Annotated in this window: 23 protein-coding genes; 8 read left to right on the forward strand and 15 right to left on the reverse strand. The window is 45.9% G+C overall.

The features are described from left to right. Positions 1–3 precede the first annotated feature (3 nt). Together sdhA and Q9R46_RS24295 are read right to left on the reverse strand one after the other, a co-directional pair. Positions 4–1,746 carry a succinate dehydrogenase flavoprotein subunit gene (gene sdhA, locus Q9R46_RS24290; protein ID WP_311282108.1) on the reverse strand — a complete coding sequence of 581 codons (1,743 nt, stop codon included), beginning with the start codon at positions 1,744–1,746 and terminating at the stop codon, positions 4–6. A 58-nt stretch (positions 1,747–1,804) separates the two neighbouring features. Then, a complete protein-coding gene (locus Q9R46_RS24295; RefSeq protein ID WP_123064670.1) occupies positions 1,805–2,473 on the reverse strand; it encodes a succinate dehydrogenase cytochrome b558 subunit in 669 nt (222 codons plus the stop codon). Between the two features lie 362 nt (positions 2,474–2,835). On the opposite strand from Q9R46_RS24295, the gene Q9R46_RS24300 reads away from it, so the two are divergent. Beyond that, a complete protein-coding gene (locus Q9R46_RS24300) occupies positions 2,836–3,759 on the forward strand; it encodes a LysR family transcriptional regulator (protein ID WP_145335515.1) in 924 nt (307 codons plus the stop codon). Positions 3,760–3,787: 28 nt separating this feature from the next. Here the strand turns inward: Q9R46_RS24300 and Q9R46_RS24305 are convergent, their stop codons facing one another. Further along, a complete protein-coding gene (locus Q9R46_RS24305; protein WP_145335517.1) occupies positions 3,788–4,459 on the reverse strand; it encodes a potassium channel family protein in 672 nt (223 codons plus the stop codon). A 33-nt stretch (positions 4,460–4,492) separates the two neighbouring features. Continuing rightward, the gene (locus tag Q9R46_RS24310; RefSeq protein WP_397351814.1) at positions 4,493–5,812 is read right to left on the reverse strand and encodes a TrkH family potassium uptake protein; all 1,320 of its coding nucleotides are present in this window, start codon (positions 5,810–5,812) and stop codon (positions 4,493–4,495) included. A 497-nt stretch (positions 5,813–6,309) separates the two neighbouring features. On the opposite strand from Q9R46_RS24310, the gene Q9R46_RS24315 reads away from it, so the two are divergent. Next, entirely contained in the window at positions 6,310–8,007 is a 1,698-nt protein-coding gene (locus Q9R46_RS24315; RefSeq protein ID WP_311282109.1) for a CPBP family intramembrane glutamic endopeptidase, read from the forward strand. On the opposite strand, the gene uvrC is transcribed toward Q9R46_RS24315, so the two are convergent. Both uvrC and trxA read right to left on the reverse strand, forming a co-directional pair. Next, the gene (uvrC, locus tag Q9R46_RS24320) at positions 7,976–10,063 is read right to left on the reverse strand and encodes an excinuclease ABC subunit UvrC (RefSeq protein ID WP_311282110.1); all 2,088 of its coding nucleotides are present in this window, start codon (positions 10,061–10,063) and stop codon (positions 7,976–7,978) included. The two genes, Q9R46_RS24315 and uvrC, sit on opposite strands and share 32 nt — an antisense overlap. A gap of 405 nt (positions 10,064–10,468) precedes the next feature. After that, a complete protein-coding gene (trxA, locus tag Q9R46_RS24325; protein WP_090919457.1) occupies positions 10,469–10,786 on the reverse strand; it encodes a thioredoxin in 318 nt (105 codons plus the stop codon). A 264-nt stretch (positions 10,787–11,050) separates the two neighbouring features. Here trxA and Q9R46_RS24330 point away from each other — a divergent pair, with 264 nt between their 5' ends. Continuing rightward, a complete protein-coding gene (locus Q9R46_RS24330) occupies positions 11,051–11,206 on the forward strand; it encodes a YqzM family protein (RefSeq protein WP_090919461.1) in 156 nt (51 codons plus the stop codon). 90 nt (positions 11,207–11,296) lie between these two features. Here Q9R46_RS24330 and dnaI read toward each other — a convergent pair whose 3' ends face one another. The 4 genes from dnaI to Q9R46_RS24350 form a co-directional block, all read right to left on the reverse strand. Beyond that, the gene (dnaI, locus tag Q9R46_RS24335) at positions 11,297–12,247 is read right to left on the reverse strand and encodes a primosomal protein DnaI (protein WP_145335525.1); all 951 of its coding nucleotides are present in this window, start codon (positions 12,245–12,247) and stop codon (positions 11,297–11,299) included. A 162-nt stretch (positions 12,248–12,409) separates the two neighbouring features. Then, positions 12,410–13,324, reverse strand: coding sequence for a tetratricopeptide repeat protein (locus Q9R46_RS24340; RefSeq protein ID WP_311282111.1), 915 nt, complete (start codon positions 13,322–13,324; stop codon positions 12,410–12,412). Between the two features lie 109 nt (positions 13,325–13,433). Next, on the reverse strand, positions 13,434–14,969 hold the full coding sequence (locus Q9R46_RS24345; RefSeq protein ID WP_311282112.1) for a replication initiation and membrane attachment family protein: 1,536 nt from the start codon (positions 14,967–14,969) through the stop codon (positions 13,434–13,436). Between the two features lie 386 nt (positions 14,970–15,355). After that, the gene (locus Q9R46_RS24350) at positions 15,356–15,649 is read right to left on the reverse strand and encodes a YuiB family protein (RefSeq protein ID WP_090919489.1); all 294 of its coding nucleotides are present in this window, start codon (positions 15,647–15,649) and stop codon (positions 15,356–15,358) included. A 227-nt stretch (positions 15,650–15,876) separates the two neighbouring features. Between Q9R46_RS24350 and hemQ the strand changes: the two genes are divergently transcribed. Then, complete coding sequence (hemQ, locus tag Q9R46_RS24355) at positions 15,877–16,623, forward strand: hydrogen peroxide-dependent heme synthase (protein ID WP_311282113.1); 747 nt, start codon at positions 15,877–15,879, stop codon at positions 16,621–16,623. 391 nt (positions 16,624–17,014) lie between these two features. Here the strand turns inward: hemQ and Q9R46_RS24360 are convergent, their stop codons facing one another. Both Q9R46_RS24360 and Q9R46_RS24365 read right to left on the reverse strand, forming a co-directional pair. Next, complete coding sequence (locus tag Q9R46_RS24360; protein WP_145335533.1) at positions 17,015–17,269, reverse strand: hypothetical protein; 255 nt, start codon at positions 17,267–17,269, stop codon at positions 17,015–17,017. Next, positions 17,266–18,459 (reverse strand): NAD(P)/FAD-dependent oxidoreductase, encoded by a 1,194-nt coding sequence (locus Q9R46_RS24365; protein WP_145335535.1) that lies wholly within the window; start codon positions 18,457–18,459, stop codon positions 17,266–17,268. The genes Q9R46_RS24360 and Q9R46_RS24365 overlap by 4 nt, the downstream gene beginning before the upstream one ends. Positions 18,460–18,970: 511 nt before the next feature. On the opposite strand from Q9R46_RS24365, the gene Q9R46_RS24370 reads away from it, so the two are divergent. Next, positions 18,971–19,972, forward strand: coding sequence for an NAD(P)/FAD-dependent oxidoreductase (locus Q9R46_RS24370; protein ID WP_311282114.1), 1,002 nt, complete (start codon positions 18,971–18,973; stop codon positions 19,970–19,972). A gap of 76 nt (positions 19,973–20,048) precedes the next feature. After that, positions 20,049–20,300 (forward strand): hypothetical protein, encoded by a 252-nt coding sequence (locus tag Q9R46_RS24375; RefSeq protein ID WP_145335539.1) that lies wholly within the window; start codon positions 20,049–20,051, stop codon positions 20,298–20,300. Positions 20,301–20,321: 21 nt separating this feature from the next. Here Q9R46_RS24375 and sda read toward each other — a convergent pair whose 3' ends face one another. Further along, a complete protein-coding gene (sda, locus tag Q9R46_RS24380; RefSeq protein ID WP_024632651.1) occupies positions 20,322–20,465 on the reverse strand; it encodes a sporulation histidine kinase inhibitor Sda in 144 nt (47 codons plus the stop codon). Between the two features lie 356 nt (positions 20,466–20,821). Further along, entirely contained in the window at positions 20,822–21,481 is a 660-nt protein-coding gene (locus Q9R46_RS24385; RefSeq protein WP_311282115.1) for a YheC/YheD family protein, read from the reverse strand. A gap of 236 nt (positions 21,482–21,717) precedes the next feature. Here Q9R46_RS24385 and Q9R46_RS24390 point away from each other — a divergent pair, with 236 nt between their 5' ends. Together Q9R46_RS24390 and Q9R46_RS24395 are read left to right on the forward strand one after the other, a co-directional pair. After that, a complete protein-coding gene (locus tag Q9R46_RS24390) occupies positions 21,718–21,972 on the forward strand; it encodes a hypothetical protein (protein WP_311282116.1) in 255 nt (84 codons plus the stop codon). A gap of 25 nt (positions 21,973–21,997) precedes the next feature. Continuing rightward, a complete protein-coding gene (locus Q9R46_RS24395; RefSeq protein ID WP_311282117.1) occupies positions 21,998–23,527 on the forward strand; it encodes a Ppx/GppA phosphatase family protein in 1,530 nt (509 codons plus the stop codon). On the opposite strand, the gene ppk1 is transcribed toward Q9R46_RS24395, so the two are convergent. Then, entirely contained in the window at positions 23,487–25,568 is a 2,082-nt protein-coding gene (gene ppk1 / locus Q9R46_RS24400; RefSeq protein ID WP_145335548.1) for a polyphosphate kinase 1, read from the reverse strand. The genes Q9R46_RS24395 and ppk1 overlap by 41 nt on opposite strands. Positions 25,569–25,646: the final 78 nt, after the last annotated feature.

The following is a 25,646-nucleotide window of genomic DNA, read 5'->3' on the forward strand; positions in this document are numbered from 1 at the left end:
AGATTAGTCTTTTGAGTAGTCCCGGATACGTGGCGGAATCAGGGATACGTCGACTGGCTCGTACGAGATTTGCGGGCCTTCTTTTGACCAGCTCGCGATAGTCGTTTTCAGGAACTCTTCATCGTTACGCTCCGTGAATTCCGGTTTGTAGTGCGCTCCGCGGCTCTCGTTACGCAGCAGTGCGCCAAGTGTCATCGCCTCAGCAAGCTCAAGCATGTTCCACAACTGGCGAGTAAATGCCGCACCCGGATTGTTCCAGCCGGAATTGTCGTACATGTTGATTTTGCCATAGCGCTCTTTCAGTTCCTTGATTTTGCCAATGGTTGCTTCTAGCTTGTCATTGTAGCGAACCACCGTCATGTTGGCTGTCATCCACTCGCCCAGCTCTTTGTGAATCACATAGGCATTTTCCGTACCTTGCATTTTCATGATGCCTTCGTATTTGTCTGTTTGACTTTTGGTATAACCATCAAATACGGAAGAAGAGATATCCGCAGAAGACTTCTTAAGTCCTTTGATATATTCAGCCGCTTTTGGTCCTGCTACCATACCACCATAAATTGCGGATACGAGTGAGTTTGCACCCAAGCGGTTTGCACCGTGATATTGGTATTCACATTCGCCAGCTGCAAACAGCCCTGGAATGTTCGTCATTTGATTATAATCTACCCACATGCCACCCATGGAATAGTGAACGGCCGGGAAGATTTTCATCGGAATTTTACGAGGATCGTCACCCATGAATTTCTCATAGATTTCAATGATTCCGCCCAGTTTGACATCCAGTTCCTTCGGATCTTTGTGAGAGAGGTCGAGATAAACCATGTTCTCGCCGTTTACACCAAGTCCCATATCTACACAAACGCTGAAAATTTCACGCGTTGCAATATCACGCGGAACAAGGTTACCGTAGGATGGATATTTTTCCTCAAGGAAATACCAAGGTTTTCCGTCTTTGTACGTCCAGATCCGTCCACCTTCACCGCGCGCCGATTCAGACATCAGACGCAGCTTGTCATCTCCTGGAATCGCTGTCGGGTGAATCTGAATGAACTCACCGTTTGCATAATTCACGCCTTGTTGATATACCGCACTTGCCGCAGTACCTGTGTTGATAACGGAGTTTGTTGTTTTACCGAAAATGATACCCGGACCACCGCTCGCAAGAATAACCGCTTCGGCCGGGAACGTTTGTACCTTCATCGTTTTCAGATCCTGAGCCACGATACCGCGGCACACGCCTTCGTCATCAATAACGGCTTGCAGAAACTCCCAGTTCTCATATTTGGTTACGAGACCCGCTGCTTCCCAGCGGCGTACTTGCTCATCGAGTGCGTACAACAGCTGTTGACCAGTTGTCGCCCCGGCAAAAGCCGTACGGTGATGCTTCGTTCCTCCGAAACGGCGGAAATCGAGCAATCCTTCCGGTGTACGGTTAAACATAACGCCCATCCGGTCCATCAGGTGGATGATGCCAGGCGCTGCTTCACACATCGCTTTAACGGGCGGTTGATTGGCGAGAAAGTCTCCGCCATAAACCGTATCGTCAAAGTGTACCCATGGAGAGTCGCCTTCCCCTTTCGTATTTACCGCACCGTTGATACCGCCCTGGGCACATACGGAGTGGGATCTTTTAACAGGAACCAGTGAAAATAAATGAACATGGACTCCGGCTTCAGCCGATTTGATCGCCGCCATCAATCCCGCGAGACCGCCGCCCACAATAATTACATTCGATGATGCCATTGCTAGTTCACTCCCTTAGTAAGTAAGCGTTATTCTTGAAATTTAAAATCAGTACATGTTAGACCAGAACGGATTTTACCGCGTCAATCATTGAAGTAGCTGTCTGGAAATCTACATTCCGGAAAGCAAACAATGAAGCGATAAACATGATGGATACCAGTGCGAACAAGCTCATGCACACATACGAGGACACGCGCTGTGCACGAGGTCCCACTGTAATTCCCCAGCTAACGAGGAACGACCAGAGTCCGTTGGCAAAGTGATATGATGCCGCCACAACGCTGATTAGATATAGAATAAATGTTACCGGATTCATCACGATGTTATGGATAACACCGCCTAACTCTTCGTGAGTTACGTTGCCGAGAGCCACTTGTACGCGAGTCTCCCATACGTGCCAGATCACAAATACAAACGTGATGACACCACTGATCCGTTGCAACGTATAACGCCAGTTGCGCTCATTACCGTAGCGACCCACGTTAGGCTTGGCCTGATAAGCGATGTACAAACCATATACACCGTGATAGAACAGCGGTAGCCAGATCAGAAACGTTTCCAGAACAATAACGAGCGGCAGGCTGTTCAAGAAGGCAACCGCACCATTAAAAGCTTCTTTGCCGCCTTCAACTGCCGAGAAGTTCGTCACCAGATGCTCTAGAAAAAACAAACTGAGCGGAATGACGCCAAGCAAGGAGTGCAGCTTTCTCGAGTAAAACCCTTTCATAAAATGTCGATCCCCTTTCGCTAAATACAACGTTTTCATAAATCCATTCTCATATCATGACACGAATCCTTCTTACATAGGAAGGTTCGACAAATTGTTCCGTTTTGATCAGGTGTGAACAACTTGTGTCACAATTCATGTTACTCCTTTTTTTCTTATAAGGGAATTGCAATATAATTATTAAATGTTATAACCTATAGGTATAAGTAATGAAACAAAGGTTTTGTAAGGGTTATCACATTGCAACGATGCGTTTGTAGCCTAACATATCAATGAAGGTAGCACGTTGAAGTGCCATACAATAAGGCAAACAATTAATCAAGGGCAAGAATCACACTCATAATGAAGAGAGGTTTGTGTTCATGTTCGAGGAATTAAACGCATTTGCAGCGGTCGTGGAGCAGTCCAGTCTAAACCGTGCATCCAAGTTACTGAATCTGTCTCAGCCTGCACTCTCTCGTAAAATCTCCAAGCTGGAGGATGAACTGGGCGTATCCCTCTTTCATCGCCGAGGCAAACGATTGGAATTAACCAGCGTAGGCCAACTCGCCTACACCTTCGCGGTCGAGCAGAAACAACAGCAACAAAAGTTTCTCACCATGTTATCCCAATACAAGGACGAGGAACAGAGCATTATTATGCTGGGAGCGAGCCTGACGACACTTCAGACTACTTTGCCTCCGCTCGTCAACGCTTTTATGGAGAAGCATCCTCATGCAGAATTAAAGCTGTTGACGGGCAAGACACATGAGATCGTTTCTTTTGTTCGTGATAAAAAAGCCGATGTGGGCATTGTAGCCTCGTCCATTAGCGAAGCAGGACTCAACTGTGTGCCACTATTTGACGACCACCTGGAGCTGGTTGTGCCGCTAACGCACCCACTGGCAGGCAAGGAAGCAGGTATGGAGCATCTGCAGGATCTGCCGATGATTACGTTCTCCAAAGGAACATGGTACCGCAAACTGACAGACGATCTGTTCCAGCGCTGCACCGTAATGCCTGACATTCGCATGGAGATTGATTCATTCGAAGCCATTATCCGTCTTCTGCCGACCTGTAAAGCCGCTGCCCTTCTTCCCAAATCTTATCTGCGTCCACAGCTGCTCGCAGATAACGATCTCGTTGCCGTGCATTTACCTCAGTTGAAACAGACCCGAAGAACGACTTGCATGATCTATGGGGAAAAAGAAAACCTCAGCGAAACCGCCAGACAATGGGTCAGGGAGACTGCTGCATTTTTTACAGCAAAGGCGTCATTGCCCTCACGAAGGACAACAACGCCTTGATATAATCCAGAAGAAGCAGCTTACCTGCTCAGCTCTCTTGACTAATAACCTCTTCCTCAAACCGGTCGATATCATCATTATTGCCAATAATGACCATAATATCCCCCATTTGCAGGGAATCCATCGCCGTCGGAGCAATAATGACCCCGGCTTCTTTTTGCAGGGCCACAATGCTGCAGTTAAAGCGTACGCGTGCATTCAGGCTGGAGAGGGTTTTATTGTGCAGACATGCAGGTACCTTCATCTCGACAATACTGTAATCATTGGACAATTCGATGTAATCCAGCAGGTTTGGTGTAACCAATTGGTGAGCGACCCGGATGCCCATATCCCGTTCAGGGTAAACGACACGGTCAATACCCAGCTTATCTAGTGCTCGTCCGTGAAGAACGGATATAGCTTTGGCTACAACCGTTTTGACACCCAGCTCTTTGAGCAGAATGGCAGTAAGGATACTCGTCTGAATATCGTCGCCAATGGCAACGATGCCGCAGTCAAAATTACGAATGCCGAGGGAGCGTAGCACCTCTTCATCCGTAGCGTCCGCCACGACAGCGTGAGTGACCAGGTCACTCATGTCTTCGACAAGCTCTTCATTTTTATCAATGCCAAGCACCTCATAGCCTAGTTCCATTAATTCCTGTGCCAGACTGGAGCCAAACCGCCCAAGTCCAATGACCGCAAACTGCTGTTTTTTCATCGTTCTTCACGAACCCCTCTATCCTAATAATCACTAACCAATTATCATTTTGCCTTCCGGATACCTGTATAAATCCTTACCCTTTTTCTGCCCCAGTGCATACGCCAGCGTAATTGGTCCTAGCCGCCCTGCAAACATGGTAAAACAGATCAATAACTTGCCAAATGTGGTGAGTTTAAGCGTCAAGCCAAGAGAAAGCCCTACGGTACCGAAAGCAGATGTCGTTTCAAATAATATCATTAAAAAATTACTGTCTTCTGTCGTACTCAGTACCATCGTCACCGTAATAATGAACAACAGCGCCAGTAGCGTGATGGTGAGTGCCTTGAAAATACGTTCCTGCACAAGCCGATATCGGAAAAAGACGATATCCTCCCGGCCGCGCATCATGGCAATGACTGCCCCGGCCATAATGAGAAACGTTGTTGTTTTGATTCCGCCTCCGGTTGACCCTGGCGATGCACCGATAAACATCAATATAATCATGAAAAATTGCGTGGCCTGCCGCAGTCCGGCGATATCCACCGTATTTGCCCCGGCCGTTCTTGGTGTCACGGATTGGAAGAAAGACCCGAGCAACTTACCACCCCAGTTCAGGCCGCCCAGCGTTCGCGGGTTGCTGAACTCAAACACGAAAATGACCAGTGCACCAAACACAATTAACAAAGCCGTCATCAGCAAAACGACTTTGGAATGCAACGATAGCTTCTTTGTTTTATGATATTCCACCAAATCGGACAACACCACAAAACCGATCCCGCCCGAAACAATGAGAAACATGGCGGTAAAATTAACAAGCGGATCATAGACGTAGCCCGTCAGACTGCTAAATTGACCAAACATATCAAACCCTGCATTGTTAAACATGGAGATGGCGTGCCAGTAACCGTAATACATGGCCCGGCCAATTGGCATATCGAATGACCAGCGCAGGGCGAACAGCGTACCGCAAATCCCCTCCAGAATAAGCGAATAAATCACGACCTTGCGAATCAGCCTCACAATGCCTTCCATCGTGCTCTGATTCATGGCCTCCTGTAAGATCAATCGCTCCTTAAGCGATATTTTCCGTTTGAACGCAATGGCAACCAACGTAGACATCGTCATAAAACCGAGACCGCCGATCTGAATCAGAATGGCGATAATTACCTGACCCAGCACTGAAAAATAGGTTCCAGTATCCACAACAACGAGCCCTGTCACACATACAGCCGAAGTTGCCGTGAAAAGTGCATCGATAAAGGCCAGGCTGTCCCCACTTCGGCTGGATGCCGGAAGCATCAACAGCAGTGTACCTAGCATAATAATGCCAGCAAAACCTAACACCAGAATACGGGGCGGCGATAATCGCATCCATTGAACATTTGCTTTCACTTCCGTATCATCCACCTCTGCTAAAAAAGAAAATAACTCCACCCTGTGGAGCTCATGTATGATTCATAAAAAACATCATATACTTGGAGTTGATATGCATCCGACTAGAGTTAGTATACATCTTTTACAGAATGTCTACTCTGGATGTCTGCTCTGTTAGCTTCAGGTTAGCTTTGTTAGCTCTTTCCGTTCTATTCGTTCCCTTGTAAGACCGGAGACATGCGGATTTTTGCATATTTGCTTCAAAATTATAAGCGCTGCGGCAAATGCACACAAAACGATTTTTGGGTAAATAAGATCGAATTTGTTCAAAACGGGAAAAACACCTAGACCCGGACAACAAGATCGGATTTTTTCGATCATTTTCATTCGTTTTCATAGATTTACACCCCTTTTCGCCCTGTCATTGGCATTGAGGACATACCCTGTGCTATCTTTACATTACGATTTAATTGAAAAAGGAGGAACACCATTCCATGAATCCCTTAGGGCAGCCTTTACAGCTTAAGGCTAACTTCAAGCGTTTGGGGTTGCTTGCGGTGATCGGCCTGATTTTATTTTTTGTCTTTCAGATCTTTCCTGCGACTTCATCACAAACGACAGAAATTCCGTCAACATCCTTCATTAGCAAGGATCAAGCGATCCAATCTGCACGTTCATTCGCGGCTTCTGTTGATGACTATACGCTCCAAAGCAATGCCAGTAAACCGCTTGTAACGTATCAGACCCATTCGGATATTTACGGTTATATGGCAAAGACGAAACAGCTTGCCACGTACAATAAAAAATGGGAAACAACCTATCCTTACGATGTGTACCGCGTACGTTTGCTTGATCAGAACAACGGGGGTTACCTTAACGTTGACGTACATATGAAAACAGGCAAGGTAGTCGCGTTCAAGCGGATATTGCCTTCCTCCCTGTATACGGCCGTTGAATCAGAGCAAGAACAGGGCATCAGAAGAACTTCAGAGTCGCTTGCAGAAGGCAATATGCCATTGAACGAAAAAGAAAATCTCGCGGCTGGAGTTTTGAAAGAATTCGGATATGATATCCCGACACTCCAACTGGATACACGAGAAGGCGAGCCGGGTCTGAAGTATACGGATGCGAGTAAAACGATTGGCAACTCCAAGCTGGAATTGAATTTCACTTTTGAAAATGGGGCTGTCCGTTCGTTCGATCCGGAGTTCTCCGTACCGAAATCCCACACGGATTATGTTAAAGACCAGACCCAACTAGCCAATTGGTTAACTTACGGTGGTTACGCTTTTCTAACGTTTGTTCTTGGTGTGCTTGCCATCATATACAGCATTCTGGCTCGTGCAAATACATCGTTCAAACGAGGCGTGGTATTGTCACTGGTGTACTTTGCAGCTTCTATGATTGGTACACTGAACATGTTGCCTCTCTTCCAGGCACAGGGGCTTTCAAGCTTCATGTTAGTGTTTCTTATGCTCATTCAGACCGGCATAACCATCGTGATGAGTGCTACGATCTATCTGTCCCTTGTCGCTGGTGACGGCATGTGGCGCAAAATCGGATTTAATCCATGGCCTCGTGCCAAGGAGCCGGGTTACGGCAAATATGTGTTACAGAGTATGTACACCGGTTATCTATGGGCATTTATTCTGCTAGGCGTACAATCCGTTCTGTTCTTTATTCTTGAACGTAGCATCGGCACATGGTCCACCACATCGGCAGATCAATCGACATATAACATGACGTATGCCTGGATCTTCCCGATAATGGCGTGGATGGCTGGAATCGGGGAAGAGGCTGTATATCGGCTGTTCGGTATTCGCATGATGCAAAAAGTTGTGCGTAACACGTTTATCGCCTGTCTGATCCCTACAATTATCTGGGCGCTTGGACACACGCTTTATCCGATCTATCCGGTCATTACACGCCCGATCGAACTGACCGTTATTGGACTGCTGTTCAGCCTAATTATGTTGCGTCACGGCTTCATTGCCGTTGTTTTTGCACATGTCATCTTCGATAGCCTGCTCATGGGGCTCAGCTTGATTTTCATGGGGGACGCACTGAATATCGGTGCCGGAATCTTTTGGATTGTGTTGCCTGCTATTGTTGGATATGTGGTCTACCGTTTCAATCCAAAACAAAAAGAGAAGCCGTATGTCACGACTCCTCATCACGAAGTGCTGCAATAATTTGATTTGCCAGTTTATCACCAATCGATAGAGGCCGGAAGTCTTCGACGCTGGCCTCTTTTATTTTGCGTAAAGAGCCAAAGTGCTTCAATAGCAACTTACGGCGCTTCTCCCCAATGCCTGGAATGGCATCGAGTCTTGAAGTAACCATGGACTTACCGCGCTGCTCACGGTGAAATGAGATGGCGAACCGGTGAACCTCTTCTTGAATCCGCTGTAACAGATAAAACTCCTGACTGTCCCGCGGCAGGGCAATTACCTCTGGCGGATTACCAATCATCAGCTGTGATGTTTTGTGTTTGGCATCCTTCACCAATCCACACACCGGAATGAATAGACCAAGCTCGTTTTCAAGAACGTCTACAGCTGCGGAAATCTGTCCTTTACCTCCATCGACTACGATCAAGTCAGGCTGGGTCAAGTTTTCCTTAAGCACTCGCTCATAACGGCGACGGATAACTTCACGCATCGTTTCATAATCATCCGGCCCTTCGACAGAGCGCACTTTATATTTACGATATTCCTTCTTATCCGGTTTACCGTCGGTGAACACAATCATGGCAGACACCGGATTCGTCCCCTGAATGTTTGAGTTATCGAAAGCTTCAATTCGCCTTAACTGCTCCAGACCGATCCAGCGTCCCAATCCCTCGGAAGCCTTGGATGTCCGCTCTTCGTTACGCTCAATAAGACGGAACTTCTCCTCCAATGCCACCCGTGCATTGTCGAGTGCCATCGTAATCATCTGGCGTTTCAGTCCGCGTTGCGGGATATGCACTTTAATGTCTAACCATTCTTGCAGAGAAGCAGCCATTTGCGACGGATCATCCATCTCGGATGGCAGCTTGGCATTGGATGTTTCCTGCAATCCGGTAGCATTGCTCTTTTCTTCCTCGGTTACCTCCGACCCATAAGCCGCAAGTGTCTCGGCAACAACTGGCATCGAAGCAGCGGTCTGGTTCATCCCGACTTGTAATTCCTCGTGAGTGGATTCAACCGTTCCCTCAGAATGCTTATCCCCGGATGTATTCGCATGATCTACTTTTGCGGAATCGCTTGTTGTCTCGCCAGAGAGCAGTTCTTTCGGCATCTCCGGTAGCAAAATTTCCTGTGGCAAAGCCGGGTTATCACTATAATACTGGGTTACATAGGACATAAAATCATTGTAGGCCTCACCGTAGAACGGGAAAGTAGATACATGACGTTCAATCATTTTTCCCTGACGCATATATAGAATCTGGACACACATCCAGCCTTTATCAATCGCAAATCCAAAGACGTCACGGTCTCTGGCATCCGCCATCGTAATTTTCTGTTTTTCCATGATCGCATCAATTGCAATCACCTGGTCACGCAACTCTTTGGCACGTTCAAAATACAAATCTTCAGCGGCTTCCTGCATTTTGCGTTGCAGGTCCTTTTTAATCTCCTCATGCCCGCCGCTCAGAAATGACCCGATCTCCTGCGAAATCTCGTCATACTGTTCTTTGCCTACTTCCTTCACACAAGGAGCAAGGCATTGGCCCATATGGTAATACAGACAAACTTCCTTCGGCATCACACCACATTTGCGGAGCGGATACATCCGATCCAGCAGTTTTTTCGTTTGGTGTGCCGCATATGAGTTCGGGTAGGGACCGAAGTATTTGGCTTTATCTTTCAGCACTCGGCGGGTCACTTCGAGCCGCGGATGCTTTTCATTCGTTATTTTAAGATAAGGGAATGTTTTATCGTCTTTGAGTAGCACATTATAACGCGGCATATGTTTTTTAATCAGGTTACACTCCAGAATCAGTGCTTCCATATTGCTGCCTGTCACGATGTATTCAAAATCACGGATTTCGGATACGAGACGCTGTGTCTTTCCGTTATGACTGCCAATAAAATAAGAGCGCACGCGATTTTTGAGCACTTTCGCTTTACCAACGTAAATAATGGTGCCTTCACTGTTTTTCATCAAATAACAGCCCGGCAGGTCTGGAAGCAATGCAAGCTTATGACGGATCTGTTCCAGTGCCTTTTCCTGTGCGTCTAACTCCTGCATAAATGGATCCATAATTCGGTGGGTCCTCCCTTCCGAAAAAATTGAAGCCTTCACCTTACATGTTGCACTCCGATGACAGAATGAACCTTCGATCGCTGTTATCCCCAGATTTTTTTGATTCCCTTTTAAAAGGGAAAATCCGGTGATAAAGGCTAAAGCGTATGCTTCCGATGCAGCTTTCTTTCAGAAAGCTTTTAGCTTCGCTTCTCCTGTTCATTTCTGTCCTCTCCGTTAATCATGTAAATTTCCAGTTTCATTTTAATTCAATTATATAATATAAATAATTTTTACATCATTACTTTATTACCTTATTACTTTTATATTGTCCTACATATCACTTATCGACGCAAAACGCCCCCGGCATGTAAACCGGAGGCGATGTGTCAGCCTGCACTTATTTATGTTGTGGCTTGCTGCTTATTGATGTTTTTCGATGATTCCTTTGAGAGCTTCTTTGGAGTTCAAACCAACCACTTTATCAACCGGTTGACCGTCTTTGAAGAAGATCAGTGTTGGAATGCTCATTACGCCAAAGCGGGAAGCAGATTCTGGATTCTCATCCACGTTTACTTTAGCAATTTTTACGGAATCGCCAACTTCTGTGGACAGCTCTTCCAGGATTGGAGCGAGCATTTTGCAAGGACCACACCAAGGCGCCCAGAAATCAACCAGAACCGTTCCTTCTCCTTCGACTTCCGTGTTAAAGGATTGATCGGATACGTTAACAATAGCCATGAAATTGTCCTCCTTATATATACTTACGGTTTTATTTTAACCTGTAACGTCGTGAACGACACTTCCAGTATAACACATGTGCGTTAGACATGTGAAATGAACAGATAATGTTCATCTTCCCAACATGAAATCTTCACAATTACAGGTGTAACAGGTCGGCTGTATAATCTTTACAAACGCTTTCTTTTCCAAGTATACTAAAAATACTCCGGATTGTAGCCCTGCTTGCAGGCCAAGCTGTCAATCCTCAAAGGAGGCAACACAATGGACGCTAATATTCGGATGACCGACCCGCGTGAACATGTGAACGAGGAGCCGCGTAGCGATCTCTTTGATCTGATTATGGGCGTTGTCGGCATGGGCGGCCTGATGACTGTTATCTTTTTTGGAATGGTAATTTTTAAATTCCTGACCGAATAAGATGTTCAAGTCAGTTTCAGGCTCCCGCAGACCAGAAAAGCCCGGTTCTCGCATATTGCGAAGCCAGGCTTTTTTTGGTTCATCAGTATCTTATCTCTTCCCCCGCTGATTCTCGCCCCGCACCTGAATGACATCCACAAAGGGACGAATGCGATCCATCAAACGTTGACCTTTGTTCGATTCCTCGCCATCCCGGTTCGTAAAGCTCAAGTGTTTCTCAAGCCCTTCCAGGTTGTAATTGGACGTATAGAACGTTGGCTTTCGATTCATCCTATAATTCAGAATAGATCCCATCACATGGTCCCGTACCCATGGATTGAGATTCTCTGCACCAATATCATCAAAGATGAGCAGATCACAGCTTTTCAGAACATCCGTCATTTCCTTGAGTTTCTGTCCTTCACTGATCATGGATTTCAAGTCCTCCACGAAGTCAGGCATATAAATAATGACACCTGTATGACCCGCAACCGCGAGTTCATGTAGCAGATAACACATCAGAAACGTTTTGCCGGTTCCAAACGAACCTTCCAGATATAACCCTTGAGTCGAAAGTCCATTGGCCTTGGTCTCGCTAATATAACGAAGAACACGGTTCACCGCTGGCGCACGCATGCGATCTTTGCCCATAATTTCCACATCATTGTATCCAGCGCTTAGAGCACGCTCATCCACATAAAAACTGCGAATCCGCTGTTTGATGATATGTTCGTTTTGCCGGGCGATCTGTTTGGAGCAAGGTGCTTTGATATCTATAATTTCGGGTTTACCGTTGAAGTTTTCTACTTCCAGTTTGCAGAAATGACCCTGAAAATCGTTGGGACAGTTGTCGAGTCCCGGACAATTCGCGCAGTTCTTCGAATCTTTGGCATACTGAAACAGCTTGCTCAGATCGGGCATGAGCTGTGCATCTTTCAGTTCAGGATGACCTGCGCGGAACTCGCGCACATACGGGTCTTCCAATAAATCCGCCATAATTCGCCGCGACTGCTCACGAAAGGAAGGGTTCAGCTGCTGAAGCAGTCCTCCCAAGGATTCCATGGCTTCAAGCCCCCTTTTTGAAATATTAATATTATGAAAACATGGGACAAGTCTATCGCCAAATATTCAATCATTCGTACTGTTCATTCTATAGAAAAGCACACAATAACTCAACTGATACATTTGGAAAAAACATCTCCCCACATCATACAGGTATTTCATTTAACCCTTATATTCCGGATGTTCATGTCTGGAGCACCCGAATAAATAACATTTGGAGCTTAAAGATGTCGTGAATTTAAATGGTGGAACAAAACCCGAGGCAATCTGTTCGAGAATATGTTCATACTCCTTTTTCTCCATTTGTAATCGAAACACATATGCCGCCTGGTCACTTTCTGTCCAGTCCTCGTCGCACTCTTCTGCCAGTGCTTCCTCAATATCATCTTGTTTTAACCGAATACACTCTTGTGCAATTTCATCCGCACGTTCCATCGCATTCGTTTGAACCAAGGCATAAATATATCTACTTACCCAGTCGGGCGACTTGTCGTAGGTGTTCCAGGACTTTTTGAACCAATGTAACGCTTCGGTAAAACACGCAAGCTCCAAGTACAGTTCTGCCACATGTACCTCTCCGACAAAATCTTCATCACTTTCCAAGAAGGCATCCAGTTTGTGTTTTGCTTCAATGGTATGTCCCAGCTGAATTAAACAGTGCACATGACTATACAAGGCGTAATCAGAAGGCCCGGCACTTTTCAAAAATAAAGCTGAAGCCCGTTCCAACTCTCCGAGATGGTACTTCGCAATAGCCAAGTTATTGTATGCCTCCTTGGAAGGCTCCACAGCAATAGAGTCCGATAATACAAGCGCGGCTTCTTCCCATCTCTCCGTCTGAACAAGTAATTCACCAAGCAGGCTATATGGAAAATGTGAGATTGGTCTCAACGCCACTGCTTCCTGAGCCAAATGTATAGCCTTCTCTACCTCATCTTCTTCGTGATAATAAATCCAGGCCAGATTCGTCAAGGACTGAACATCCCTTGAATCATTCAATGCTTTCTGAAATAAAGTCAACGCTGCATCATAATCATTATTTTCAAGGCATTCTATGGCTTTCTGATTCGTAGTCAACGGTTCTGCTCCCTCCTAAATGGCCTGGTGCCCCTGGCTGTCTAAAATCCATCATATCTATTGAAAAAAAGCGAGTCACCTCTTCCAAGGGACCCGCACGTATCTACAACTATAACGTTCCTTTTTGCTTGCTTGCCTGCATCTCCTGAGCAAATCGCATCATCTCTTCGAACTCTTCCTCCGAAACATGTTCCCCATCTTGGCTTATGTCTTGTACAATCGGAATTTCGGGTTTGGCTTTGGTTCCTTTGCCGTATGTACGGGTACGGGTTCCAGCTGCTCCTGCAGCCTGTTTGCCTTTGACCTTCGCCTGATCACGAATATATTGCACAGCCTTCTCATACGTATTAACCTGCTTCAGCAGCATATTGGAGGCAATGGCTTCGACAAAATTACGATTAATCCGTTGCTCGCCGCCCGATACAAGCAATGCCATCAGATAATGAATCAATACATTGATCACTTCACCCGGCAACTTGTAGCTCAGATCAATTTTTTCGAAAATATCAACCAGATTATCCGGTACAGCCCCCGGGAAAAATGTCTGTAACAACCGAGTGTACGGCTCGTTACGAAGCATCATATTATATTGATGGATATCACACTTGGTTGCAAATTGCGGCGGCACCTCGACATAATACTCCATCTGAACAACATGCTCCACTGGTGGTTCACCGGAATCATTATATGGTTGTGGCTCCTCCATATTCTGGCGAAGTGCAACCACCTTGGCAGCTTGTACTGTCTGCTGTTCCTGACGCTTCTTCGTTTGCCTGAATTGCATGCTCGCCTTGTGTTGAAGATCATCCAGCAATAATTGTCCTTGCGGGCTGAATACACCGTCCTCGTCGAGTAGTCGGCATACGTCCTGCACGCTAAGATTAAACTTGTTCACTACAAAATTGACGATCCCCAGCTGTTCATGATCAAAACGAAGTTGTTCCACATAACGTCGGTTCACCGACTCACGCGGGAATCGCAAAATAATGTCCGCATAATTCAGTGTGTTTTCCTCCACAGCATCATTCGTGCCTGTTCGCTGTGCCGATGTGGATACTTCGGATAGTGCCTGCTCCAGCTCGTAATCAATGACATGCGTGTTAAGCTCAAATATATCGTAAAAGGGAACTGAAATATTCTCTTTATTGGCTGCAACGTAAGGTGCTTCCCCATTTTCAACCGCCGAAAAGCCAGATCGCAGGGACAACACAGCAAACTTGCCAATTTTGTCCCGGAGCAGGAGTGTCAGATGCTGTGTGCGGAAAAACTCTCCTGGCGAGAGCGGCGGCTGCAATTCGTACTCATAGATGTAATCATCATTTTCTGGAATATAAACCCGTGACGTCTGGAGAAGACCTACGGCCTCCAGCTTGGATGCCTGTTCAACGAGATATTTACGTCCTTTCTCGCTAGGTTCCAGCCCCAATGTCATGAACAGCCTTCGTTGCTGTTCAAGCGGGGAATAACCGACCTGTTCTCCGGGGAGATGCTGAAATAACAGCCGATACAAGCCAACCGCAAAAGCACCTACCATAGGCTGGTAAGCTCCTGTAAGCATGCGGTCGTCCAGGGCGCTTAATCCAAAGTCCCTGTATACGCAGTAGCGATGATGTTCCGTATAATGATGCAAATTCTTCATGCGCATAGCCTGATCTCCTTCTTCCCCAAAGGTTGTTTTTCTATTCTATCATAAATGTCCGATCCTCAAATGCTCAAAAACAGGTAAAAAACCAACCCGTTCTCTCTCCGTTTCGTCCTAGGTCGACATCATTCACGTTTTCGCAGAATTGGGCGAATTTTCAAATAAGCAAAAGCTAAAGAGTCGCTAGAATACTATAAAAGTTACAGAGCGAGATTACAAGCGAAAATCGTTTAGATCTAATCATCTTATGCTTATGAAAAAAAGCGGACAAACATTCTCCTACCCCGTTCACCACAACAAAAAAGCCTTCCCTTTGCACGCGTAAGCGTTTGCGTCAAAGATAAAGACTTTTTCAAGTTATTGCGGCACATGCCTTCACTTTCCAGTCATTAGAACATCCGATATCCGCCCAGACGCAACTTCTGAATCGTCCAGCCGCTGATAATCGCACCCGCCAGGCCTGCAACCCCGGTCATGTAATCAACCAACTGGAATGATCCAAGATGCGACACGAGCGTAGATGAATGATCCCATAAGGAATATACCACCACAGGCAAAATAACGATGACGAACAGATAGGAAGGAAACCAGGTAGTCTTCATAAGCATATTCAAAATGAAACCGATACCAAACATCATGACAAAAAATAATACCATTAATACAAGCACAGGTATAAACTGCATCGGCTGACGTTCACCTCTTCTTTCACACTTTCGGTTTTCCCTTCTGGATAGTAGTAAGTTTACCGCAAAAAATGTGGCGAAGCAACGAACTTTCTGGACAAATCTACCGATTTTCACGAGAAGATCATTTGCCCTTCTGCTTCATATTGGGATACAATATAACGATAAAGCACTAAACCATCCCTTACCGGGATTTGGAAATATAATCCGCAGGAGGAACAATATCCATGAACGAAGCCGCATCAACCCTGGAGGGCTGGTATGCCCTGCATGATTTTCGCTCGATGAACTGGACCGCCTGGAAAGCAGCCGACGATGAAGAGCGTGCTGTTGCCCTGGACGAGCTTCAAGAGTTTTGGAATGATTGGAAAAACGTTGAGGAGGCTTCCCAAGGCAGCACTGTAGTTTATACAGTCGTAGGCCAGAAGGCTGACTTTGTGATGATGCATCTGCGCGAGACGCTGGAAGATCTGAAGGCAGTAGAGAACGCTTTCAACAAAACGACGTTTGCCAAATACACGACTAAGGCTTATTCATATGTCAGTGTAGTTGAACTGAGTAACTATCTTGGCAAAGAGGGCGAAGATCCGATGCAAAATCCGGAGATTGTTGCCCGTCTTAAACCGGTTTTACCACAGCGCCAATATATTTGTTTCTACCCGATGAACAAAAAGCGTGAGCTGAACGACAACTGGTACATGTTGTCCATGGACGAGCGCCGCTCCATGATGCGCAGTCATGGCATGATCGGCCGCAGTTATGCAGGTAAAGTAAAACAGATCATTACCGGCTCCGTCGGATTTGATGATTGGGAATGGGGCGTTACGCTGTTCGCCGATGATGCTCTTCAATTCAAAAAACTCGTGTACGAGATGCGCTTTGATGAAGTCAGTGCACGTTACGGTGAATTTGGCTCCTTCTACGTAGGAAGCTTGCTGAACGAAAGCACCCTGGAAGAGATGCTGAAACTGTAATTTGTTTTATACATGCAAAAATGGTCCAGCCCTCTATTGAAGCAGGCTGGACCATTTTTTTTATTTCAATACAGCATAAGAAGCACCGCCGGATGTAATACTCCGCGGTGCTTCTTTTCATACCTATTACCTACTTCAAGCTTGATTTAGATTTATTTAAGTTACACTAATTGTTTACACAAAAAACGGAGAGGACAGAAAAAACCTGGAAAAGCGAAGCTAAAAGCTTTCTGAAAGAAAGCTACATCGGAAGCATCTACTATAGCCTTTATCACCGGATTTTCCCTTTGAGAAAAGGGAATCTTAAAAATCTGGGGATAACAGCGATTGAAAGGTTATTCTGTCATCGGAGTGTGCGAGTGTAAACTCTTCTTTTCAACTAACTGAGATCTTAATCCTGCTCTTCCTCATCAACCGCTTTCAAAGATTCGAGAAATTCAGCAGTTGCACGATCACGGTCACGGCTCTTCTCCTTCAGCCGTTCAATTGCCGGCAGGATGAGTATATCTACTTCTTTCTGAACGATGTAAGCCAGGTCATATTGATTTTGATCCTCCAGATACCCACCGACCTGCATCAGGTCATTGTATCGATCCAGTTCCTCACGGGTTAACAGACCTCGAACCTGTACACTGCAATGTCTCATCCGAAAAACCGTCCTTTCCTCAGGACCAGCGGAATACCCCCGATGATAAACAAATAGCGCATATCTACTAATTTTTTTAATTGTGCTGCCTTCCAACCCTTGTATTTCTTATCCCCGACGACAGCAATTGCTTCCCCTTTACCCAAAGAGGCAACGGTACCTTTGCTGGTGAATTCAAAAGGCTGAGGCTGCTTGTTGCGAATGGCTGCGACTATATTTTTTGCACAGTTCACACCTTGCTGCATGGCAATCTGTGCTGTTGGCGGATAGGGTCTGCCCTCCTTGTTAAACACAAGGGAGTTGTCCCCGATCACATACACATGTTCGTGCCCAGGAGCACGCAAATACTCATCTACCTTCACACGACCACGCATCACTTCAAGCCCTGCCTGTTCAAGTAAGGAATTCCCCCGAATGCCTCCTGTCCATACAACTGTGGCTGCGTCAATTTTCTCGCCTTCACCAACAATTACGCCATCAGGAAGACATTGCTTGATGGGAACACCAATTTTAAACGTAACACCTTTTTTCTTCAGTACGTTCATCGCGTGATCTACAAGTTCCGGATCAAATCCCGGCAATGCTGAAGGTGCAGCTTCAACATTATAGATGTGTACATGCTTCGGGTCCACGTCAAATTCTTTGCACAGTTGCGGGATACGGTCAGCAAGTTCTGCGACAAATTCTACGCCGCTAAAACCTGCTCCCCCTACAACGAACCGAATACGGTTTCGTTTATTGTCGTTTTTGTACATTGCGAATTGATATTCGATATGTTCCCGAATCAGCCTAACGGAGTTGATGCTGCGAATGGTCATCGCGTGTTCCAACATACCCGGTATGCCAAAAGTTTCCGGCTCTCCGCCTAGTCCAATAATCAGGTAATCATAGGACAACGTTCCATCCTCCAGAATGACTTTACGATCCTGAAGCCTTATCTCCTTCACGGATGATTTTACCAGATCAATCTTGAATTCATCGATCAGTTTGGAAATAGAAACTCTCGCATGCTCTATTTTATCCGTGCCGGCTGCCGGCATATGTAGATGGGTGGTAATATAGTGATAATCATGCCGATTCACCAATGTGACGTCAGCTTCATTATAGTTGAGTTCCTTCTGCAGCCGCTGCGCTGTCAGAATTCCGCCATATCCCGCTCCGAGAATGACGATTTTGGGAATGCTGCTCATATCTGTACTCCTTCCGGTTTCGCTCGCATCCTTCCTGATATTAAGGTGGAATGCAAAATGCTCTTACTTACAAATATTGCTCAGGTCTTATCCAATATGACGACAAATGTAAAATTTGTGAGTGTATATTAACTTCTGTACGTATAATATCGACGATTATAGTTGTGAAATTAACCACAAGTTTCCACAAAACAAGGTTATTTCTTAACCTGAGGTTATGACTCTAATTTTGACAAAAAAAACACATAGTACAGGTCAAGGATATCTGTATTTCTCGTAAAGATCAAGGTTTTTTTTGTTATTTTTCATAACCTTTCATTTCCAATTTCATCCTATTCTCACCAGAACTTCATCATTTATTCTCAGATTAGTGATCCCGCTAACTTTGCAACCCAGATTACACCGTTTATAATAAGAAAGACAGTTTGGCAACAATGCAGATGATGTGACATAATTTGCGAAAATAATCACTGTTCTCTACCTATTAAAATAAGAAAGGTGTTGTTGATTTTTGACTGCACAGACGTCCGGTCATGAAATGACCGATTTACTTATTATCGGCGGGGGTCCTGCGGGCCTGTTCGCTGCATTTTATGGAGGTATGCGTCAGGCTTCCGTTACACTGGTTGAAAGCATGCCACAACTTGGCGGACAGCTGGCTGCCCTCTACCCGGAAAAATACATTTATGATGTAGCCGGTTTTCCAAAGGTTACTGCTCAAGAACTGGTAAATAACCTGATCGAGCAGATGAGCCACTTTAACCCGAACATTCGCTTGGAAGAGAAAGTGGTATCGGTAGAGAAAAAAGAAGAACAGCATTTCGTCGTAAAGACAGATGAGAATGAATATCATGCCAAAGCGGTTATCATCACGGCTGGTGTTGGTGCATTTGAACCTCGTCGCCTTGAACTTGAAGGTGCAGCGAAGTTTGAGAAAACCAACCTGCATTACTTCATCAGTGATTTAAACGCTTTTGCGGGTAAAAAAGTTTTGATTAGCGGTGGGGGAGATTCTGCTGTTGACTGGGCTCTTATGCTTGAGCCGATTGCTGAACAGGTTACTCTGATACACCGCCGGGACAAATTCCGTGCACATGAGCACAGTGTGGAAAACCTGATGAACTCCAAAGTTAACGTTGTAACACCGACTGAAATTACGGAACTTCACGGAGATGACACCATTACCAAAGTTACTCTTGCTCATGTTAAGACGAAAGAAGCACAGGAAATTGAAGTGGATGATGTCATTGTTAACTTTGGTTTCGTATCCTCCCTCGGTCCAATAGCTGAGTGGGGTATCGAAATTGACAGCAATTCCATCGTTGTCGACTCCCGCATGGAAACATCTATTCCGGGTATTTTTGCTGCTGGCGATATTACGACGTATCCAGGCAAGCTGAAACTGATTGCTGTTGGCTTCGGTGAAGCTCCGACTGCAGTGAACAATGCGAAAGTGTACTTCGATCCGGATGCCAAATTGTCTCCTGGACACAGCAGTAATATGAAACGATAATTCGAAGAAATCACATATTATGGTACAAAAAAGGGTATCTTACTCCTGAGCAATCTCATGATCAGGAGGGATACCCTTGTCTTATATATGCCCGCTGTGTAACGGTCTGGTTGTACCGGAGCAGGCTTGTCCCCACTGCCTTCAGGGACTGTCAGAATGCGGCAAATTAGACGACTACACCGGACCATACAGCCCCTACGAACTTCAAGCTTCCTCTGACATGGCAGACGAAACCGAGAGCGTTTGCAATCACTTGATGTATTGTCACCATTGTCAGACAAGTATGCTACTGCCTGTCTCTTTATGGGACTTGTCCGGAAACCTGTAACATTGCCTGCAATGAGGATCTCTAGTGAAGTATGGCAGATACGTCAGTACCCAGTTTGCGCTTATGGATTTCTGCCAATAGCAGCGCGATGAAATCTCTTTCGAGATCCAATTCGATCGCTTTATGGTAGGAATCCAACAACATCTCATCGGATAACATAGCCATTTCCCGCCACAACCTTTCCTTTATTTTCCTCAAAACTATCATATCAGAGATCGTACAAGAGAACAAGCGTTCTTGTTATCCACAACAATATGTGGAAATCCTGTGTATAGTTTGTTGATAATTGGAAAAAACATAGAATATATATCAGTGGATAATGTGGACATTAATTATACACAGGATGGAAAGCATCTCTATAAAATTCGAGATTAAAAGAAAATTTAGAGCAATTTTCATAGTTTCCATAGACGCTCCGAATGTATTACCCAAAACTTAAAATTTTCAAACGCTTTTCAACCAATTTCTCTTGTATATACTATCGGTTTTTCTTCCGTTTTCTTTAGCGTTTCCAGTAATTTTCATTGAGGTCTGGTATTCACTTCCAAAATCCATATTCTGCCGGATTGATCCAATCCATAATCGAATCCCAGCTGACCTATGCCAGGGAACTGACTTTCCATGATATGTGTGCAAGTTAATGTTAATGAACGCATCTCCTGCCGTTTGTATCGATTTGCGATGTGAGGCAGCGATAAGGCGAGGGCTTTTTTGCCCGACAGCATCGTCCCCCCCTTGCTCAGATTCGTTACACACAGACCTGGACGGGCAAGTCTCCCAACCAAAGAACGAAATACCCAGCCCTGTCCCGTCTTCACTACCTTAACTCTGTAATCCACAGGTCTTCCATGAATGGTGGCGAGATGAATTCCTTGTTGAATGATATATCTTCGCTTGGCCTTTACCCGTACAAGGGAGCGATACATCTTAGTAAAGCTTGCAAAAGATCGAGTAACTTTCATATGTGTATATCTAAAAGCTCCACCGTTGCTGGATACTCGGATTACGCCGTACCCTCCGCCGCCTACAACGGGTTTAATATATACCATTCCGTAACGTTGTAGCATGTACATCAGGTTACCTGAATTAAACACTTTTGTTTGCGGGATATGAGCAGCAGCTACCGGATATTTCATCAGTGCAGCAGTCTTCCGCCATTTGCTTGCTAACTGTCTCGACATAGGTTGAACTCCTCTCTCCAAACCATGATCCTTCTTTATACATACTCACCCCGAGGATGGTTTTCTTGGATGATTGTCCAAGGCAAAGGCCCCTTTTCTGTGGAACATGTCCTGCTATGCTGAGCGAATTCCAGGGCAAACGCCGGTTTACTTTTCAAACGGTTCAATCTGTCGTATGCTACTAAAGAATGACTTGTTTTGGCTAAAAATGAGGATCTAAGGAGCGTTCAAAAGACATGGAAGCATTTTTCAAATCACTTTACGGCGTGGCCTATTTCGCAATGTCCATTGTATTGGTCGCGGTAACGGTACTTCTCTTCGTGATCGGTATTCGTCTGTTTATCAAAAAACGTAATCGCGGCTTTGCCGTAAGTTGTATTTTATTTGCCTGTTTCATCGTCTTTATTATCGTTGTGATGTTCACCACTCCCTTCTCTGCCACGCCTCCAGGCTCACCGGAAGCCCTGGCTGCCCTGTTGCATTACGTGTAACTGATCTTTGTAGAAGGAGATGCTTATGACACGAAATAATAAAACACTTGGAATCGTTGATATTGGCTCAAACTCCATTCGTCTAGTGATCTATGAGGTGAGCGAAGATGGAGCGTACCGCATTATTCATGAAGACAAATACGCTGCCCGGCTAAGCGGGGTTGTGGAATCGGATGGCAGTATCCTAAAACCATCCTTATCCACTGCCATAACCGTCCTGCGTCAATTCAAAGCCACCTGTGAGGCTTATCAGACTGAGTTAATTCGGGCGGCAGCAACTGCGGCAATTCGCAATGCGACCAACGCGGCGCAAGTTATTGCATGGCTGGAAAGTGAGACTGGACTTACAATTGAATGTGTTTCGGGAGATCGTGAGGCCTATTACGGATTCCTTGGTGTGATACAGTCGATTGACCTGACCGACGGTTTTGTCGTTGACATTGGGGGCGGCAGTACGGAGATTACCGTATTCCGCAATCGCGAAAGATTGCACAGTGTCTCGCTGCCAATCGGTGCCGTGAATTCACATGCCCGTTATGGCGGCGAGGATCAATGGACCGAGGCCAATGAACAATCCCTTTGCAATGAAGTTATTGAAGCATTAAAGGGACAGACTTGGACTCAGGAACATCCCGGTTTGCCGCTCATCGGACTGGGCGGTACAATGCGTACGCTTGCAAAAGTAGAACAAAAGCGCACCCAATATTCTTTGCCGGTAACGCATCATTATGAAATTGGAGAGGAAGCGATGGAAAATATCGCCCTTTCTTTGCCCTACCTTACTTCCGCTCAACGAAAAAAGGTACCGGGTCTTGCTAAGGATCGAGCTGACATCATCGTACCAGGCGTATTGATTCTGCGTACCGTCTTCCGCATCATCCAGGGGGATCGTTATGTGGTAAGCGGAGCAGGACTCCGTGACGGGCTTCTGAGAGACTATCTCGCCGCCGGTCAACCATCCGCGCCTGATGCCTTGAAGGATAGCATCCGCAATTTCCTTCATTACGGCCCGCCGATCCCGGAGAAACGTCTGAACCGGATTCATCAGGATACGGTTACCTTATACACTGCCTTGCAAGAGGCTACGCCTGATGCCTCTGATGAGCGAATTTTGTACGCATCCTCTATGCTTCATATGGCTGGCAAACAGATTAACTATTTCCGATTCACGCAACACTCGGCATACTGGATTATGAATGCAAGCATCTACGGTCTGTCCCACAGGGAAACAATTTTAAGTGCCATTGCAGCCGACTATCATCCGAAAAAAAGAACGCCTCAACTGCTGCAGAAGCATGAGGACATTCTGAAAGATTCGGATACTCAGCATGCTCACCGCATCGGCTCGTTACTGCGTGTAGCCGAAGCGATCCATCGTGCAGAAAGTATCCTTGCTATTCATGCAATAAAAGAAAAAGACTCGCTGCAGGTCACGTTAACCTGTACAGACGAGCCTTTACTGGAACTGAACGGCCTCGAAGATGCCGTCAAAGATTTGCAAGAAGCCTGGGGAGTTACGTTAAAACACTCCACCCAGCAGGCTTCCAAGGGATAATGCCCATGGCCTCCGTCTGACTTCTCAGCGGGGGCTTTTGATTTTTTACAAACACATAATTGCCGTTTGGCATAAGCTCTCTCGCCTTCACGTTGTCGTTCAGAGACAGATTGAGGATATCGACCAGCATCTTTTTCAACGAAGGATCAAATACAGGACACATTAGCTCAATCCGCCGATTCAAGTTCCGTGACATCCAGTCCGCGCTGGAAATGAAAACATCGGGATTACCGTCATTTTCGAAATAAAACAACCGGGAATGCTCAAGAAAACGGTCTACAATACTAATAACACGAATGTTCTCGCTCAGCCCTTCTACACCTGGACGTAAGCAACATACGCCGCGGACAATCAGGTCAATCTGCACCCCTGCCTGCGAAGCCACATATAATTGATCTATCATTTCCTGATGTGATAAAGAGTTGATCTTGGCAATGATTCGGGAACGTTTGCCTTTTAATGCATGCTCTGTCTCTCGGCGAATCAATGTGAACAACTCGTCCTTCATGCCATCTGGCGCAACACGGAATGCTTGCAGTGCCTTGGGGCCGGAATAACCGGTAATTTCGTTAAACAGTTCGGATGCATCCTCACCGATGATCGGATTAGAGGTGAACAAACCGACATCCGTATAGACTTTGGCCGTGCTTTCGTTGTAGTTCCCCGTACCAACGTGAACATATCGCCGCAGCCCTTGCTGCTCCCGACGTACAACGAGAATGATTTTTGCATGTGTTTTCAGGCCGACCAAACCATAAACGACATGGCAGCCTGCCTTTTCCAGTTTCCGAGCCCATGCAATATTCCGTTCCTCATCAAACCTGGCTTTCAGTTCCACAACAACAGTAACCTGCTTCCCGCTCTCTGCAGCGAGCGCAAGCGCTGGAATAAGGCGTGAGTCACCATTTACCCGGTAAAGTGTCATTTTGATCGCCAGAACCTGCGGATCTTCTGAAGCTTCCAGTATAAAATCTGTAACCGGTTCAAACGATTCATATGGATGGTGAACCAGCACATCCTGTCTCCGAAGCAGCTCAAAATGACTTTCTCTCGGCAGGAACTCAGGCGGATATACAGGTTGTACAGAACCATACTTGAGATGAGAGAAACCTTCGAGGCTATCTACAAATCCGGCTAAAAAGCTGAGATCCAGCGGCCCATCAATTTCAAATATCGGGTCCTGAATTTCAAACTCCTCTTGCAGCTCCTGTAGCGCGTCACTACGGAAATCCTTGCACACTTCCAGCCTGACAGGGGCTCCGCGACGTCTGCGGCGCAACTCTTTTTCAATGGCCTCCAGCAAGTCTTCCGCTTCTTCTTCATTAATGGAGAGATCTGCGTTTCGAGTTACCCGGAACTCCTGCACAGCCAGCGATACATATCCGCTGAACAAGGTGTGCACATGCTGTTTAATCAAGTCTTCGATCAAAATGAAACTTTTTTTCTTACTATTAGCCCTCAGGGGAACCTTCACAATGCGAGGAAGATTGGAAGGTACCTGCACGATCGCCATAAACGGCTCGCCATCCTGCTCATCTTCTTTTTGCAACATAACGGACAAATAAACGGACTTGTTGTGCACCAGCGGAAAAGGCCGGCTCTGGTCGATAGCCATCGGCGTAAGCACCGGAAAAATAATGTCATGATAATATTGATCCATTGCCCGTTGCTGTGTCACATTAAGATCCACATACTCCTGGATGTGCACACCCTTCTTGGCGAGAAGACGAATGAGCTCACGGTACGTTTTATATTGCTCCGCGACCATGGCCCCGGTTCGTTTAATGAGTCTGCGGTATAGCCCCGAAGGGGTATAACCTGTGAAGTCTTTTTGCGTAAATCCAGCCTTGATTTTCTCCTTGGTCTCTGCGAGCCTGACACTGACAAACTCATCCAGATTGCTGGCAACGATGCCAAGAAACCTCATCCGCTCCAGCATAGGCGTTGTGGCGTCCTGTGCCTCTTGAAGCACACGCCGATTAAATTCAACCCAACTCAAATCACGATTAACATAGTTGCCTGTTTTGAGATCTTTATGCATGTATGGCCTCCGAATGTGATGCATGTTAATTCTTATTCGAACTTCTACTGTAATTGTACTATTCGTAATTGGCTCCTA

The organism is Paenibacillus sp. RRE4 (assembly GCF_031844205.1).
In the GTDB taxonomy this organism is placed as follows: Bacteria; Bacillota; Bacilli; order Paenibacillales; family Paenibacillaceae; genus Paenibacillus; species Paenibacillus xylanexedens_B.